The following is a 14729-nucleotide window of genomic DNA, read 5'->3' as shown; positions in this document are numbered from 1 at the left end:
TGCGTCAGGCGGCGGCGCGGGTGAAGCGGAGGGTGGCGGCGACCGTCGTCAGGCCGCGGATCATGCCCATCTGGTTCCAGCCCATGCCGAACTGGTCGCGGTCGGCGGTGAATTCGGCGTCCAGGGTGAGGCCCTCGGCGTCCGCGGAAACCAGGCGCGCGGCGAAGGACCGGGGCCTGCTGATGCCGCGCGCGGTGAGCTGACCGACGACCTGCACCGTCTTGTCCTCGCGGAGTTCCGCGCTGCGGACCGCGAAGGTGATCTCGGGGTGGTTCTCGACGTCGAAGAAGTCGGCCGACCGCAGATGCGTGTCGCGCTTGGCGTTCTTGGTGTCCAGCGAGGCGACGTCCAGGGTGATGGTCCCGACGGCCGATCCGTCGGGCCGGACCTCGCCCTGGCCGCCGAGGCCGGCGAAGGTGCCCTTCACAGTGACCATGCCCCACATCGTCTTGTGCCGGAACGCGACAGTGGAGGCGGTCGGGTCGAGCTGCCAGAGCCCGGTTTCCACGGCGACGGTCATGGTCTTTCCCCTTGTTCCCGGTGGTGCCCAGTGGTTCAAATTTGGAGAACCACAACGTAGCCCACTATCCAAATCTGAACAACCACCTCATCCAAAATTGGACGACAGGTACACTCACACCATGGCCGACCCCGACGAGCACCCCGCCGACCTGCCCGAATGCCCTTCCGCCCAGGACGGCGGACTGCTGCCGACCGAGCTCCGCGCCTGGATGGTCCTGCTGGCCGCGACGGGGGCCGTGGAGCAGCGGCTGCGCTCGGTCGTGAAGGAGCGCCTCGACGTCTCGCACGACGAGTTCCTGGTCCTGTGCCTGCTGGCCGAGCAGCCGGAGGGCCTGCGCATGACGCGGATCGCGGAGCTCCTGGGCCGCCCCAAGACCCGGCTCACCTACCAGATCGCCTGCCTCCAGCACGCGGGACTCGTCACCCGCAAGTCGGTGTGCGGCGACAAGCGGGGCGTCGAGGTCTCCCTCACCGACAAGGCGCGAGCCCTGCTGCGCGAGGCGTCGGAGGAACTGGCTTCGACGGTCGCCGAGGCCCTCGACCATGTCATGGGGCCGGATCAACGGGACGCGGTGTACGGGTTGTTGCCGGGGCTCGCCGAGAAGTGACGGCGGGGCGGCACGTCCGGCGGGGCGACGGCCCGCTCGTGCGCCGCCCGTGGCGATTGTCCGGAGCGCCGCAGGGTACCCGGCGCGTGCGGTGGCGGACGCTCGGTCGCCGCTGTCTTGTCGGCACGTGTAGGAGGACCCCATGGGCGCGACGGGGCTGCCCGATCCTGTCATCCGGCCTGCCGCGGGCCCTCCGCTCGACCCGGCGACGCTCGAAGCCGCGCTGCGCGAACGGGTCGACGGTGAGGTCCGCTTCGACGCGGGCAGCCGGGCCGCGTACGCGACGGACGCCTCCAACTTCCGGCAGACCCCGATCGGTGTGGTCGTCCCCCGTACGCCCGAGGCCGCTGCCGAGGCGGTCGCCGTGGCGCGGGAGCAGGACGTGCCCGTGCTGTCCCGGGGCGGTGGGACGAGTCTGGCGGGGCAGTGCACCAACACCGCCGTCGTCATCGACTGGTCGAAGTACTGCGACCGCCTGGAGTCCGTGGACGCCGACGCCCGTACCTGTGTCGTCCAGCCCGGCATCGTGCTGGACGAGCTGAACCGGCAGCTCGCGCCGACCGGGCTGCGTTACGGCCCCGAGCCCGCCACCCACGCGAACTGCACGATCGGCGGCATGATCGGCAACAACTCCTGCGGGGCCACCGCGCAGGCGCACGGCAAGGTCGTCGACAACATCGCCCGCCTGGAGGTGCTGCTCTACGACGGCACCCGCTTCTGGTGCGGCGAGACCAGCGACGAGGAGTACGCCGCCATCGAGCGGCACGGCGACCTCCAAGCGGCCGTGTACCGCCGACTGCGCGCCCTGCGCGACACCTACGCCGACGAGATCCGCCGCCGCTTCCCGGACATCCCGCGCCGGGTGTCCGGCTACAACCTGGACTCGCTGCTCCCGGAGCACGGCTTCGACGTGGCGGGGCTGCTGGTCGGCAGCGAGTCCACCCTGGTCACCGTCCTGCGGGCGGAGCTGGAGCTGGTGCCGGTGGTCAGGGAACGCACGCTGGTGGTGCTCGGGTTCCCCGGCATCGACAGGGCCGCCGACGCGGTGCCGGCCGTCCTGCCGTACGAGCCGATCGCGCTGGAGGGCGTCGACTCCAAGCTGATCCGCGACGAACAGATCAAGAACCTCAACCCGAAGGCCATCGCCGAACTCCCCGAAGGACGCGCCTTCTTGATGGTGCAGTTCGGCGCGGACACCCTCGAGGAGGCGGACCAGCGGGCGCACCGGATGCTGGAGGCGCTGCACGAGTCCGAGCACGACCCCGAGGTCGCCTTCCTGGACGACCCGGTCCACGAGGAGGAGCTGTGGCAGGTCCGCGAGGCCGGCCTCGGCGCGACCGCGCACATCCCGGGCCGGGCCGACACCTTCGAGGGCTGGGAGGACTCGGCGGTCCCGCCCGAGCGGCTCGGGGACTATCTGCGGCGACTGCGGGGCCTGTACGACGAGTTCGGCTACGCGAGCGACACCGGACCCAGCCTCTACGGCCACTTCGGACAGGGCTGCGTGCACACCCGGATCCCCTTCGACCTTTACTCCGCCGACGGCGTGGCCACCTACCGGCGGTTCATGGAGCGGGCGGCCGATCTGGTCGCCGGGTTCGGCGGCTCCTTCTCCGGTGAGCACGGCGACGGGCAGAGCCGGGGCGAGCTGCTGCCGCGGATGTTCGGGGAGGAGGTCGTGGAGGCCTTCGGGCGGCTGAAGGCGGTGTTCGACCCGCGGGACCGGATGAACCCCGGGAAGGTCGTGGCGCCGTACCGGCTGGACGAGAACCTTCGGCTGGGCGGCGACTGGGCGCCGTACGACCCCCGCGATCTCCATTTCCGCTTCCCGCACGACGGCGGTTCCTTCGCCGAGGCCGCCAACCGGTGCGTGGGCGTGGGGAAGTGCAGGCAGCACACCAACAAGGGCGGCGCGGTGATGTGCCCCTCGTACCAGGTGACCATGGAGGAGGAGCACTCCACGCGTGGGCGGGCCCGGCTGTTGTTCGAGATGCTCGACGGGCACGGCGACAGCGCCATCGCGGACGGCTGGCGGTCGGAGGCGGTGCGGGACGCGCTCGATCTGTGCCTGGCGTGCAAGGGCTGCAAGAAGGACTGCCCGGCCGATGTGGACATGGCCACGTACAAGGCGGAGTTCCTGTCCCACCACTACGCGGGCCGCCCCTGGCGCAGGCCGCGGTCCGACTGGTCGATGGGCTGGCTGCCGGCCCTCGCCCAGGCGGTGGGCCGCGCCCGGCTCGGGCCGGTCGTCAACGCGCTCACCCACACCCCGCCGCTGTCGAAGGCGGCCGTGGCGGTCGCGGGGGTCGAGGACCGGGAGGTGCCGCTGTTCGCCGGGCGGACGCTGCGGCAGTGGTTCGCGGGGCACGTGCCGTACGGCGACGGAGCGCGCGGGAATGTCCGTGGCACCGTGCTGCTGTGGCCGGACACCTTCACGGACCACTTCCATCCGCACGTCGGACAGGCGGCCGTCGCGCTGATGGAGCAGGCGGGCTGGCGGGTGGTCCTGCCCGAGGAGCCGCTGTGCTGCGGGCTGACCTGGATCTCCACCGGGCAACTGGGCGTCGCCGAGCGCGTGTTGAGCCGTACGGTGCGGCATCTCGCGGACCATGTGCGGGCCGGCGGTCTGGTGGTGGGGCTGGAGCCGAGCTGCATGGCCGTGTTCCGGTCGGACGCGGAAGAACTCTTCCCCGGCGACCGTGACGTACGCAGGCTGCGCGACCAGACGGTGACCCTCGCCGAACTGCTCACCGAGCACTCCCCCGGCTACGAGCCCCCGCACGTGCCCGACCGCTCCGCGCGGGCGCTGGCCCAGGTGCACTGCCACCAGCACGCGGTGCTGAACTGGGACGCCGATCAGCGACTGCTGCATCGCGCCGGGGTCGACGTCGAGCGGCTGGAGTCCGGCTGCTGCGGTCTTGCCGGGAACTTCGGCTTCGAGCGCGGGCACCTGGACGTCAGCAGGGCGAGCGCCGAGCGGGTGCTGCTGCCGCGGCTGCGCGAGGAGGCGCCTCAGACGGTGGTGCTGGCCGACGGCTTCAGCTGCCGCACCCAGATCCACGAACTCGACAGCGGCGGCCACGAGGCCGTACACCTCGCGGAACTACTGGCCTCCGCCCTCCCCCACACGGCCCGCTCCGACACACCGGCCAGCGCCTACGGCGTCGCCCCCGGCGCCCGCCCCACCCCACCGGGCGGCCCGGCCAAGGCCCTTGCCCTGACCGGAGCCGGGCTGACGGGTCTGGCCGCGGTGGGGGGTGCGGCTGGGCTGGTGCGATGGTTGCGGGGGTGAGGGGGGCGATCGGGGGTGAGGGGGGATCGGGGGTGAGGGGGGCGATCGGGGCTGACTGACGGGACCGGCGTTGACCGGCGCGACCGGTATTGACGGGTGCTGATTCAGGCGGCCGGCATCGTCGGCTCGCCCGCCGGAGCGAGCAGGGTGATGCGGGCGATGAGGGCCGAGCGGGCCCGGGCCCGGTCTGGCCGCGGTGGGGAGCAACGCCGGGCCGTCAGCGACGGCTGCGGCGCTGACCGACGCGAACGGCTGACGCGGCCGACTGACCGGCACCGACCGGCACCGACCGGCACCGACGGGCGCTGATTCAGACGGCCAGCATCGTCCCCTCATCCGCCGCACCGAGCAGGCCGATGAAGGCCGCCCGGGCCCAATCTGGCCGCTATGGGGAGCACGCCGGGCTGGTGCCGCGGCTGCGGCGCTGACCGGCACCGACCGACGCAAGCGGTGCTGACGGGTGCTGATTCACGCGGCCAGCATCGTCGGCCCGTCCGCCGCGGCGAGCAGGGCGATGAGGGTCGAGCGGGCCCGGGCCACGCGTGAGCGGACCGTGCCGACCGGGCAGTCGCTCAGTGCGGCCGCCTCGGCGTAGGGCAGGCCGAGCAACTGCGTCAGGATGAAGGCTTCCCGGCGTTCCTCGGGCAGCGTGGCCAGCAGATCGAGCAGCGCCACGCCGTCGTCGAAGCCGGGCAGGCCGTGCGGCTGGGCCCGCTCGACCGCCAGCTGCCAGTCCGGTGCGTCGCACTGACGGGGCCGGGCGGCGGCGTACCGGTATCCGTCGATCACCGCCCGGCGGGCGATGGCCAGCAGCCAGGTGCGGGCCGAGGAGCGGCCCTCGAACAGGTGCAGGCTGCCGAGCGCCCGTACGAACGTGTCCTGCGCCAGGTCGTCCACGGCCTGCGGATCGGCGCACAGGTGGGCGACGTAGCGCAGGACGTCGCGGTGCAGGGCCCGGACGAAGTGCTCCACGGCGACCGGGTCGCCGGAGCGGGCGGCCAGGGCCCAGGCGGTGGTGGAGTCGTCGAACGATTGCGGGGCAGGAGTGATCATCTTGCGTCCTTCTCGGGTCGTCCGAAATCCGGGCGCGGGCGCACGAGCGCGCGGCGGTCCGGGGAATGGGGAACAGCCCGAGGCGCACACGGCTGCCTCGGGTCATCAGCTGTCGTCAGACGACAGCCGTCCCCAGGGGCGGGCCCCGAGAGGTGATCGCGTGGACGAGAAGGAGAAGGCGCGGCGCCCGGTCCGAACGACGGCGACGCCCCCGCAGCCGCGGGCGGTCCGGAATGACGGGCAGCGCGAGAAGGAGCCGAAGGGGAGCCGCGAGCCGGCCGGCCACGGCCCGCAGGACGCGGAAGGCGGCGCGTTCCCCGTGCGCCAGCCACAGGCCGCACAGCAGGGCGGCCAGCAGGTGGGCGGCGAGCATGCCGAGCGAGGTGGTGCCGCCGAGCAGGGAGTGCCCCATGCGGCCCATATCCATGGAGGTCATGGAGGCCGTGGAGGTCATGGAGGCCATGCCGTCCGTGTGCATTGAGGTCATGTGCTCGGCACCCATGTGCCCGGAACCCATGTGCGCGGGGTCCATGTCCATGGAGCCGTTCGCCGCGTTCTCGGCGTTCTCGGTCGCCGACTGCGCGACCGAGAACGCCGAGTGCAGCAGGGTCTGAGCAGTGACCACGACGGCCACGATCAGCGGGAGCCCGCGCTCACGACCGGCCAGGCACCAGCCCGCGACGCCGGTCACGGCCAGGCCGGCGGCCATCATCCACGTGGGCACGGGACTGCCGGACATCATGACGTGGCTCAGGGCGGCGAGCAGCACACAGACGGCCGCGAACACCGCGGCCCGTACCGTGCGAGAGCACCGCCCAGCTGTCATGGCGCCTTCATCCTCGCATCCACGCGCAGATCGTCGGTCCTGGGTACGGAAATCCCCCCTGCCCCTGACTCATCCCTCCCCCTGTGATCCACGCCACGCCGACGCACGATCCCGGCCGCGACCACCACCACCGCGGACGACCGCGAACGCCGCCGCCGCCAGGCCCAGCACTCCCACGACCAGGCCCCCGACGCCGAGACCGCGCGCCGTCGTGTCCGTGTCACTGCTCGCGGACGACGTGGGTGCCGCCGCCGATGTGCCGTCGCTCGCGGTGAGCTTGAGGACCGGCGCCGGGTTCTCCGGCTCCTCGTCGCCCGGCTCCGCCTCCTCTATCCAGCGGACGACCTTCCCGTCGGAGTAGGTCTGGAGCGTCTTGAGGGCCAACCGGCCGGTCGTGTCGGGCAGTTGCCCGAAGGCGACGTCGAAGTCCTCGTACTGGCCGGCGCCGATCCTCCCGCCGGTCCAGGTGATCTCGGAGACGGCGTCGGTGATGGTGCCGTCGTCCGTCTTGACCGGCGTCTTGAGCTTCGTGTCGGTCACCTTGGCCGTCCAGCCGTCGTGCGGGGAGACCAGGACGCCGAGGAGGGGGTGGTCGGTCGGCAGGTAGACCTGGACCTTGGTGGTGGCGGCGCTGTCCTCCTCGTTGGGGACACGGAAGGTCAGGACGCCGTCGGTGGTGCCCTTGGGGTAGCTCTCGGGGTGCACGGTGACGTGCGCGGACGCGACGCCCGCGGCGGCCAGGAGACCGGCGGCGGCCAGCGCGGTGACGACGCCGGCGCGGCGCAGGGCAAGGGTGCGTGTCTGGGACATGGGTGGATGGATCTCCGTACTGAGAGAGGTGCGGCGGTCAGATCGGATACGTGATCCACGCCGGCGGGCCGCGGCGATGGACGGCGTACCGCAGCAACACCTCCCGCAACGCCCTCGGTCCCTCGTCGGCCCGGCACACGAAGCCCGGCCCGACCGGCACACCGCGCGCCGCCCGCACCACCTGCCACCACGCGGCGAGCCCCGGCACCAGCACGACCGCCCGCCGCAGCAACGACCACAACGCGGCCTCACCGCGCCGCAGCCACCAGGTCAGCAGGAGGGCTGCCGAGACGTGGGCGGTGGCGGCGTGCGAGGCCATGGCGTGCGTATGCGCAGACATCTGCATATGTGCCGGTGCATGGGCATACGCATGCGACCGCACCGCCCCGTACGCCAGATGCAGCCCGCCCTGTGCGGCGACCGTCGCGCCGCCGATGGGAACAAGTGACCGTTCCCGTCCGCCCAGCAGGAACCCGCCCGCGAAGACCGGCACGAACCCGGCCGCCTGAACCCACACGGGCGGCGCCATGCCGGTCGCCAGCGCGTGTCCCCCGGCGGCCAGCAGGACGCACAGCGCCGCGAACACGGCCGCACGCAACGCTCGTACCGCGGGGGAGGCCCTCATGCCGCCGATACTGCCACGCGCGGCGGGATGCCTTCTCCGCGGATGTGAACTCCCGCACAGAACCCGCGAATTCCTCAGAATGACTTGCCCCGACGACCCGGCCCCCGGTAATCGGACCGAAACGGGGACTCATCGCATTCCGTCCGCGGTTGATTCCGCGTTACGCCAAAGTTGCCGACCGTGGACATGGCGAGCGGGCGTACGTCCACCCGGAGGCGGCGCTCACCGGGGCCCTGAACAGCGTCCTGTACGCCGAGCAGTACCCCACCCGCTACCGCTACACCGGCGCCTCGGTAGCAACCAGCGAGTAGAGGTGGATGCGTGCCGGGTTGGCGTACGTTCCTTCGCCCGTCTCGCGCCGGAGACGAAGCGGCCACCCGATCAGTCACGACCTCCTGGACGAGCTGCCGCCCGGTGTCGCACTTCAGCATCTCCGGCAGATGATGGTGCAGACCGGGGTGCTCCCCGAACGACACGAGGACCTCGAACGTGTTCCGGCCTGGTTGGAGCACCACCTGGCCGACAAGCCGGTCGAGCACGCCAACCTCTTCCGGCCCTTCCTGCACTGGCACCTGCTGCGCCGAGCCCGAAGCCGGGCGGGCAAACGCGCTTTCCCCACCACCGTCGGCCGTGATCTGCGCCGCCGGATCCTGGTCGCACTCGACCTCCTGGCCTGGATCGACATCCAGGACACCACCCTGGAAGACCTCCAACAGGACGACCTCGACCGATGGCTCGACGAGGAAAACACCCAGCGCCGCAACCGGATCCGCTACTTCCTCAGCTGGACAGCCGATCGCGGCCTCAGCCGCCGACTCACCGTTCTCCCCATCCCATGCCAGGAACCCGCCGACATACTCGACGACGACGAACGCTGGCAACTCCTGCAACGCTGCCTGACCGACGAGACGCTTCCCATCGAGGCCCGGGCTGCCGGCGCGCTCATCCTCATCTTCGCCCTGCAAGCCCAGCGGATCCGGCACCTCACCGCAGACCAACTCACCGAGAAGGGAGACGACACCTACTGACGGCAGGCCGCCACCCGATCCTGCTGCCTCCCCCAACTGGGCGTTCCCCTCCGCGATCTGGCCGCCCGGCCGCCAACCCCGCTCATGATCCCCCACGGCCCGAACACACCCAGGTGGCTGTTCCCCGGCCGCGTCCCCGGGCAACCCATCGACGGGCACAGCCTCACCAACCTGCTCAACATGCACGGCATCAGCGCCCGGCCAGCCCGCAACGGCGCACTCGCGGCATTCGCCGCCGACCTACCCGCCGCGATCCTCGCCGACCTCCTCGGCCTGCATGTCAACACCGCCGTCCGCTGGGTCACCTACGCACGCCGAGACTGGACCGACTACCTCGCCGCACGAGCCGCAGAGCACGGCAAGCCACAGCGGGACGAATAGCTCCCGATCAGCGGCATGAGAGGGCGTTTGGCAACGCATACGCCCGGCCCAGCTGCAACGTCTGGCTGGGTTTGATCGCCGTTGCGGGGAGCCCAGCCGGTACTGCTCAGCGGATCGTCGGGGTTCGCGGCGTGACCGCCTCGCGCAGTTCGGCGGCGGTCTGGGCGATGAGCTCGGAGAAGGTCGCGTCCGGGTCGGCCAGCCAGCGGGACGTGGCGCGCCGGGAGATCGCGATCGCCACGTCGATGATGAAGCGTGCCTCGCCGGACTCGACGCCGCGGCGCTCGAGCGCCCGCGCCAGTGCGCCGGCGATGTCGGCGAGCTTGATCAGGTCGCGTTCGGCCAGTGCCGGGCTGGCGGCGATCACCCCGAAGCGGCGCAGCAGGAACTCGCGCGAGCGAAAGACCTCGTCGGCTGTCCCCAGCGCGGTCAGCAGCGCCTCGAACGGCGTGAGGCCCGGGGCGGCCGCTTCGACCTGGGCGACGAGGTGGGCCTCGAGCTCGTTGCCGACGAAGAGGACTTCCCGCTTGTCGGGGAAGTAGCGGTAGAAGGAGCGCTCGGTCAGACCGGCGGTGCGCGCAATCTGCGCGACCGTGGTGCGCTCGAATCCCTGCGTCTCGAACAGCTCGAGCGCCGCGCGCTCGAGCCGGCCCTGTGCGTCGGACTCCCATCTCGGCATACCGACCAGCATATGACAGCAGAGGCTGTCGTCGCAGCGCTATCGTCGATGACAACACATGCTGTCATGGCTCAGGAGATCATCATGAGGGCTCTCCAGTTCGACCGATTCGGTTCCCCGGGCGTGATCGTGCTCCGTGAAGTCCCGAAGCCGGAGCCGGCACCCGGCCAGATCCGGGTCGCCGTGCGGGCGTGCGGCCTGAACCCGGCCGACTGGGCGGTGGTCGACGGCCTCCTCGCAGACCGGTTGCCGCCGCTGCCGCGCGGGCTCGGCTTCGAGGTCGCGGGCACCGTCGACGCGCTCGGTGAGGGCGTCACCGGCGTCGAGATCGGCGACGGCGTGTTCGGCCCGGCGACCTTCGACGGCCCGACGGCCGGGGCGGCCGAGTACGCGCTGATGTCGGCCTGGGCGCGCGTTCCCGAGGGCGTCACCGTCGAGCAGGCCGCCGCGCTGCCGATGGCGGCCGAGACGGCGTGGCACGCGCTCGACGGCCTCGGCGTCCAGCCGGGTGAGTTGCTGCTCGTCCACGGCGCGGGCTCCACCGTCGGCGAGGCGGCGGTGCGCTTCGCGCTGCACCGGGGTGTCCGGGTGATCGCCACCGCCGGGCCGGCGCGGGCCGCCGCCCTGGAAGAGATCGGCGCCCAGGTGACCGGCTACGGCGACGGCATGGCCGAACGCGTCGCCGCTCTGGCCGGAGGCCGCGTCGACCGTGCCCTGGACACGGCCCCGACCGGCGGCCGGATCGACCGCCCCGATCAGACCAGCCCGGCCGGTGGCTCGCTGCCGACCCTCATCAAGCTGACCGGGGACCCCGACCGCGTCCTCACCGTCTCCGACTTCGCCGCCGCGACCGAGCTGGGTGCCCGGATCGCCCACATCGACATGCGCTACGACCGGCTGGACGAGTTTGCCCGGCTGGCCGGCGAAGGCGTCCTGGCCGTATCGGTCGCCCGCACCTACACCCTCGACCAGATCCACGAGGCTGCCAAGCTCAGCCAGTCCCGTCGGCCCGGCGGCAAGCTCACGCTTGTCCTGTGACCGGGACCCAGACACCCTATAACCAAGAAAACCGCTCGAACTATCCACGTGAGCAGCGGCGACGATGATCCATTCCAACTCCCGCTTCTCGGCAGAAGAGGACGTTCGAGCGGCGGTTGGAGTCGACGACGCACGACGATGCAGCGCGCTGGCTGCCCGACAACTGGCGCTGCCATCCGCGACCGCGATGCCACCAGTAATCCGGGTGCTCGAACAGTTGCAGCCCGCCGGCCAGAACTACCTCGTGGGTGCTCTCCTCCACGGACCGGGGCAGCCGAAGAGGGCCGGTGTTGATCGAGCCGTCGGCGTCGGTGCCACCGATCAGAACCTCAATCTGTTCGCCGACTTCATCAATGAGCTCTGCATGGAGCGAGAACGCAGCGACATCATCGCGGCTGGCCAGGGCCATGCACTCCGGCTCAAGACGCGAGTCTTCAGACGGACTCTGGCTTGCAGCATCCTGATGTTCGAGGGCTATGCGGGGACCAGCGGTTCCGGGTTCCGAGCCGAGGTCGAAAGCGAGCAGGCTATCGCCCGCGGCGAGGTCTACATGGAAATGATCGATTCTCATCAGCACGCGGGACTGACCGGTCCGTCCGCCGAAGAGGCTGTCCGTCGGCTCACGGACTTCGGCGAGCGCGCACAGTTCCAGGGCCAGGTCGCGCTGGACAGACACCGCCTCAAAAGGATCATGAAGCGTCACGACCCGGCGATCTATCCCGGCGAATACATCACCTGCGTCAACGATCCGGCCAAGGCCCTCTGCGAGAAGGCCCGCCGCGGCAACAGCGAAGGACTTCCCTCGCACGGCGGCTGCCTGCCACTGGCCTGCCGCAACGTCACGCTCACCCCCGAGAATATCGCCGCCTGGCAACGCGAGATCGTCCGCATCGAAGGGCGCATCGCCTCGCGGCCGATGCTGCCGCCCCGCCTTCGACAGCTCCTTGAGAGCCGAAGGGCCGAGATCGTCGAGTTCCTGACGGCGAACGGGCAGGAGGCCGTTCCAGCTGGACACCTGCCGCGAGACCAACAAGCAGCCCAGCGTGCTCATGCTGGCCCGCCGCCTTGACCTGACCAACACCACCTTCCGCCGCCGTTACCCCGACATCGCCCGAGAGATCGCTGATCACCGGGCCACCCCCGTCGACCCTCGAAGCGGCCCGACCGCACACGACAGACTCGTCGCCCGCAACGCGAAGCTCCGCCGGCGCAACCGCGAGCTGACCGCTCAACTCGCCCTCGCTGCTGACCAGATCCAGAACCTTGCCCTGCGCAACGAACGACTCCAAGAGGCACTGGAAGAGACGTCGAACGTCACGAGCATCAACAGCAGGGCCCCACGCCGTTGAACAAGAAGCCACAAGATCCTGTGCTATGCCGCCGACCGCCATCGGGGCCAGGACGGAGGAGCGGTCAATGGTCAGTCCTCAACCCTGCGCAGTGGCGCCGCCGTCATTCCCCTGCCCAACCGCAGCACGCTCGCGCCACCCGCGCCGTCCTGAATCCGACACCGCCCCCGGAGGCGTCTGGCGTGCGAAAGGACGCTGGGCGTGGCGCGCAGCCAACTACCGATGATCAAGGGAAGTTCATCAAGCCGTGCCTGCCGGCGGCATCCCGGCTCCCGCCCTTGTCGCGTCGGTGCCCCAGCTGGCCAGCAGTCGTAGTGCCTCCGCGGACGGGGAGTTGGGCTCGGCGTGGTACGTCACCAGCATCTGTTCGTGGTCGTCGGCCTGGTGGAACGACTCGAGGCGGAGGTCGAGTTCGCCGACGAGCGGGTGGTGCAGGCGCTGGATGCCGTGGCACTTCTCCTTGACGTCGTGGGTGGCCCACAACCGCCGGAACTCCTCGCTCTTCACGGAGAGTTCGCCCACCAGAGCGGACAGCCGGGGGTCCTCCGGATGGGAGCCGGCGTCCATGCGCAGCTGAGAGACGATGTCGATCGCTTTGTGCTCCCAGTCCACGAACAGGTCGCGGTACTCGGGCCTCAGGAACACCAGCCGTGCCCAGTTCTGCTCCTGCGTGGGCAGCTCGGCCCAGTCGCCGAAGACCGCCGCGGCCATCCGGTTCCAGGCGAGGATGTCCGAGCGCCGCCCCACGAGGATCGCCGGGACGCCGTCCATGGTGTCCAGCAGCGTCCGCAGGGGGCCCCGCACTTGCTGGGCGCGGCCGGCCGGCTTCTTCTTCTGCTGCTTCGGCTTCGCCAGGTGCGTGAGGTGGGCGTGCTCGGCGTCGCTCAGCCTGAGCGCGCGGGCGATGGCGTCGAGGACCTCCGCCGACACGCTGCGCCCGTTGCCCTGTTCCAGCCGCGTGTAGTACGCCACGGACACCCCGGCCAGCTGCGCCAGCTCCTCGCGGCGCAGCCCCGGCACCCGCCGGTGCCGGCCGAAGCCCCGCAGCCCCACGTCCTCCGGCTTCAGCCGGGCCCGCCGGGTGCGCAGGAACTCGCTGAGCTCGGCACGCGGGTCCAGCGCGCTGGCGGCGGGCTCGTGCACCGGTTCGGGGTATTCGTCCATGCCTCGAGTATTCACGGTCGGACGCACACCAGCCTGACCCAGCCAGTGGTAGGCACAGCGGACGTACACAGAGCCGTGGCCTGGGTGGATGCCGGCCCGTCCCGGACGCTGGCCACTGCGCCCGGCCGGAAGGCAGCCGGGCAGGGAACCTCAGCTAGGAGAACCATCGGCATGACCACTGTTGCTGCGTACGCTGCCCCCGCCGCCAAGGCTCCCTTGGAGCGCACCACCATCGAGCGCCGCGCGGTCCGCGAGTTCGATGTACTGATCGACATCAAGTTCGCGGGCATCTGCCACTCGGACATCCACCAGGTCCGCGAGGGCTGGGGTGAGGCGATCTTCCCGATGGTCCCGGGCCACGAGATCGCGGGCGTCGTCTCCGAGGTCGGCCCCGGCGTGACCAAGTACAAGGTCGGCGACCGCGTGGGCGTCGGCTGCCTGGTCGACTCCTGCCGCGAGTGCGACAACTGCAAGGCCGGCCAGGAACAGCACTGTGTACGGGGGGCTGTCCAGACGTACAACGGCATCGGTCGTGACGGAGAGCCCACCTACGGCGGCTACGCCACGCACGTCGTCGTCGACGAGAACTTCGTCGTCCGTATCCCCGACGGGCTGTCCCTGGACGTCGCCGCGCCGCTGCTGTGCGCGGGCATCACCACGTACGCGCCGCTCAAGCAGTGGGGCGCGGGCCCCGGCAAGAAGGTCGCTGTGGTCGGTCTGGGCGGTCTCGGCCACGTGGGCGTCAAGATCGCGCACGCGCTCGGCGCGGAGGTCACTGTCCTCTCCCAGTCGCTGCGCAAGAAGGACGACGGCCTGAAGCTGGGCGCCGACCACTATTACGCGACCAGTGACCCGAAGACGTTCGAGGAGCTCGCGGGCTCCTTCGACCTGATCGTCTCCACGGTGTCGGCGCCACTGGACTTCGGCGCGTACCTCAGTCTGCTCCGGACGGGCGGCGCCCTGGTGAACGTGGGCGTTCCGGAGGAGCCCGTCGCCTTCCATCCGTTCTCCCTCATCGGTGGCAACAAGATCCTCGCCGGTTCGATGATCGGCGGCATCCCCGAGACGCAGGAGATGCTGGACTTCTGCGCCGAGCACGCGATCGGCGCGGAGATCGAGCGGATCGCCGCCTCCGAGATCAACGAGGCATACGAGCGGGTGCTGGCGAGTGACGTGCGGTACCGGTTCGTGATCGACACCGCAACCATCTGAGACCGGTCGCGCGAGTGAGGGCCCCGGCGGATGAGGCGGATTCCAGGGGTCGTTGAAGCACAAGCCGTCATCCGTCACCTACCACATCACCGGTACCACGGCAGGCCGACGCCTTTGACGGCGTGGCGTACATCAAGAACGG

16 protein-coding genes are annotated in these 14729 nt (G+C 70.8%); 9 read left to right on the top strand and 7 right to left on the bottom strand.

Annotation, left to right across the window (positions count from 1 at the left end):
• Window positions 1–4: 4 nt before the first annotated feature.
• A complete protein-coding gene (locus tag AB0I77_RS03440; RefSeq protein ID WP_363280629.1) occupies window positions 5–520 on the bottom strand; it encodes a YceI family protein in 516 nt (171 codons plus the stop codon).
• Between the two features lie 121 nt (window positions 521–641).
• On the opposite strand from AB0I77_RS03440, the gene AB0I77_RS03435 reads away from it, so the two are divergent.
• Both AB0I77_RS03435 and AB0I77_RS03430 read left to right on the top strand, forming a co-directional pair.
• On the top strand, window positions 642–1130 hold the full coding sequence (locus tag AB0I77_RS03435; protein WP_363280628.1) for a MarR family transcriptional regulator: 489 nt from the start codon (window positions 642–644) through the stop codon (window positions 1128–1130).
• Between the two features lie 142 nt (window positions 1131–1272).
• Complete coding sequence (locus tag AB0I77_RS03430; RefSeq protein WP_363280627.1) at window positions 1273–4422, top strand: FAD-binding and (Fe-S)-binding domain-containing protein; 3150 nt, start codon at window positions 1273–1275, stop codon at window positions 4420–4422.
• A 468-nt stretch (window positions 4423–4890) separates the two neighbouring features.
• Here the strand turns inward: AB0I77_RS03430 and AB0I77_RS03425 are convergent, their stop codons facing one another.
• From AB0I77_RS03425 to AB0I77_RS03410, 4 genes are all read right to left on the bottom strand, one after another.
• Window positions 4891–5475: a sigma-70 family RNA polymerase sigma factor gene (locus AB0I77_RS03425; protein ID WP_363280626.1), complete on the bottom strand. Its 585-nt coding sequence runs from the start codon at window positions 5473–5475 to the stop codon at window positions 4891–4893.
• Between the two features lie 115 nt (window positions 5476–5590).
• The gene (locus tag AB0I77_RS03420; protein WP_363280625.1) at window positions 5591–6301 is read right to left on the bottom strand and encodes a hypothetical protein; all 711 of its coding nucleotides are present in this window, start codon (window positions 6299–6301) and stop codon (window positions 5591–5593) included.
• Between the two features lie 69 nt (window positions 6302–6370).
• Window positions 6371–7111: a YcnI family protein gene (locus tag AB0I77_RS03415; protein ID WP_363280624.1), complete on the bottom strand. Its 741-nt coding sequence runs from the start codon at window positions 7109–7111 to the stop codon at window positions 6371–6373.
• Window positions 7112–7148: 37 nt separating this feature from the next.
• The gene (locus tag AB0I77_RS03410; RefSeq protein WP_363280623.1) at window positions 7149–7736 is read right to left on the bottom strand and encodes a hypothetical protein; all 588 of its coding nucleotides are present in this window, start codon (window positions 7734–7736) and stop codon (window positions 7149–7151) included.
• A 149-nt stretch (window positions 7737–7885) separates the two neighbouring features.
• On the opposite strand from AB0I77_RS03410, the gene AB0I77_RS03405 reads away from it, so the two are divergent.
• From AB0I77_RS03405 to AB0I77_RS03395, 3 genes are all read left to right on the top strand, one after another.
• Entirely contained in the window at window positions 7886–8047 is a 162-nt protein-coding gene (locus tag AB0I77_RS03405) for a hypothetical protein (protein ID WP_363280622.1), read from the top strand.
• A gap of 129 nt (window positions 8048–8176) precedes the next feature.
• Complete coding sequence (locus AB0I77_RS03400) at window positions 8177–8764, top strand: hypothetical protein (RefSeq protein WP_363280621.1); 588 nt, start codon at window positions 8177–8179, stop codon at window positions 8762–8764.
• Between the two features lie 84 nt (window positions 8765–8848).
• Complete coding sequence (locus tag AB0I77_RS03395) at window positions 8849–9145, top strand: hypothetical protein (RefSeq protein WP_363280620.1); 297 nt, start codon at window positions 8849–8851, stop codon at window positions 9143–9145.
• A gap of 106 nt (window positions 9146–9251) precedes the next feature.
• Here AB0I77_RS03395 and AB0I77_RS03390 read toward each other — a convergent pair whose 3' ends face one another.
• Window positions 9252–9824 carry a helix-turn-helix domain-containing protein gene (locus AB0I77_RS03390; RefSeq protein ID WP_363280619.1) on the bottom strand — a complete coding sequence of 191 codons (573 nt, stop codon included), beginning with the start codon at window positions 9822–9824 and terminating at the stop codon, window positions 9252–9254.
• Between the two features lie 84 nt (window positions 9825–9908).
• Between AB0I77_RS03390 and AB0I77_RS03385 the strand changes: the two genes are divergently transcribed.
• The 3 genes from AB0I77_RS03385 (at window position 9909) to AB0I77_RS03375 (ending at window position 12211) form a co-directional block, all read left to right on the top strand.
• Entirely contained in the window at window positions 9909–10862 is a 954-nt protein-coding gene (locus AB0I77_RS03385; RefSeq protein ID WP_363280618.1) for an NADP-dependent oxidoreductase, read from the top strand.
• A 64-nt stretch (window positions 10863–10926) separates the two neighbouring features.
• Window positions 10927–11931, top strand: coding sequence for a hypothetical protein (locus AB0I77_RS03380; RefSeq protein WP_363280617.1), 1005 nt, complete (start codon window positions 10927–10929; stop codon window positions 11929–11931).
• Complete coding sequence (locus AB0I77_RS03375; protein ID WP_363280616.1) at window positions 11906–12211, top strand: hypothetical protein; 306 nt, start codon at window positions 11906–11908, stop codon at window positions 12209–12211. The genes AB0I77_RS03380 and AB0I77_RS03375 overlap by 26 nt, the downstream gene beginning before the upstream one ends.
• Window positions 12212–12451: 240 nt before the next feature.
• On the opposite strand, the gene AB0I77_RS03370 is transcribed toward AB0I77_RS03375, so the two are convergent.
• A complete protein-coding gene (locus AB0I77_RS03370) occupies window positions 12452–13375 on the bottom strand; it encodes a helix-turn-helix transcriptional regulator (RefSeq protein ID WP_363280615.1) in 924 nt (307 codons plus the stop codon).
• Between the two features lie 171 nt (window positions 13376–13546).
• Here AB0I77_RS03370 and AB0I77_RS03365 point away from each other — a divergent pair, with 171 nt between their 5' ends.
• On the top strand, window positions 13547–14587 hold the full coding sequence (locus AB0I77_RS03365) for an NAD(P)-dependent alcohol dehydrogenase (RefSeq protein WP_363280614.1): 1041 nt from the start codon (window positions 13547–13549) through the stop codon (window positions 14585–14587).
• Window positions 14588–14729 lie beyond the last annotated feature (142 nt).

This window comes from Streptomyces sp. NPDC050619, assembly GCF_040654815.1.
Lineage (GTDB): Bacteria > Actinomycetota > Actinomycetes > Streptomycetales > Streptomycetaceae > Streptomyces.
Note: the sequence above shows the minus strand (reverse complement) of the source record. Positions and strands in the feature narration are given on the sequence as shown.

Coding starts and splice junctions, on each gene's coding strand:
- AB0I77_RS03440 (WP_363280629.1), bottom strand. CDS start 520: ATGACCGTCGCCGTGGAAACCGGGCTCTGGCAGCTCGACCCGACCGCC.
- AB0I77_RS03435 (WP_363280628.1), top strand. CDS start 642: ATGGCCGACCCCGACGAGCACCCCGCCGACCTGCCCGAATGCCCTTCC.
- AB0I77_RS03430 (WP_363280627.1), top strand. CDS start 1,273: ATGGGCGCGACGGGGCTGCCCGATCCTGTCATCCGGCCTGCCGCGGGC.
- AB0I77_RS03425 (WP_363280626.1), bottom strand. CDS start 5,475: ATGATCACTCCTGCCCCGCAATCGTTCGACGACTCCACCACCGCCTGG.
- AB0I77_RS03420 (WP_363280625.1), bottom strand. CDS start 6,301: ATGACAGCTGGGCGGTGCTCTCGCACGGTACGGGCCGCGGTGTTCGCG.
- AB0I77_RS03415 (WP_363280624.1), bottom strand. CDS start 7,111: ATGTCCCAGACACGCACCCTTGCCCTGCGCCGCGCCGGCGTCGTCACC.
- AB0I77_RS03410 (WP_363280623.1), bottom strand. CDS start 7,736: ATGAGGGCCTCCCCCGCGGTACGAGCGTTGCGTGCGGCCGTGTTCGCG.
- AB0I77_RS03400 (WP_363280621.1), top strand. CDS start 8,177: ATGATGGTGCAGACCGGGGTGCTCCCCGAACGACACGAGGACCTCGAA.
- AB0I77_RS03395 (WP_363280620.1), top strand. CDS start 8,849: ATGATCCCCCACGGCCCGAACACACCCAGGTGGCTGTTCCCCGGCCGC.
- AB0I77_RS03390 (WP_363280619.1), bottom strand. CDS start 9,824: ATGCCGAGATGGGAGTCCGACGCACAGGGCCGGCTCGAGCGCGCGGCG.
- AB0I77_RS03385 (WP_363280618.1), top strand. CDS start 9,909: ATGAGGGCTCTCCAGTTCGACCGATTCGGTTCCCCGGGCGTGATCGTG.
- AB0I77_RS03380 (WP_363280617.1), top strand. CDS start 10,927: ATGATCCATTCCAACTCCCGCTTCTCGGCAGAAGAGGACGTTCGAGCG.
- AB0I77_RS03370 (WP_363280615.1), bottom strand. CDS start 13,375: ATGGACGAATACCCCGAACCGGTGCACGAGCCCGCCGCCAGCGCGCTG.
- AB0I77_RS03365 (WP_363280614.1), top strand. CDS start 13,547: ATGACCACTGTTGCTGCGTACGCTGCCCCCGCCGCCAAGGCTCCCTTG.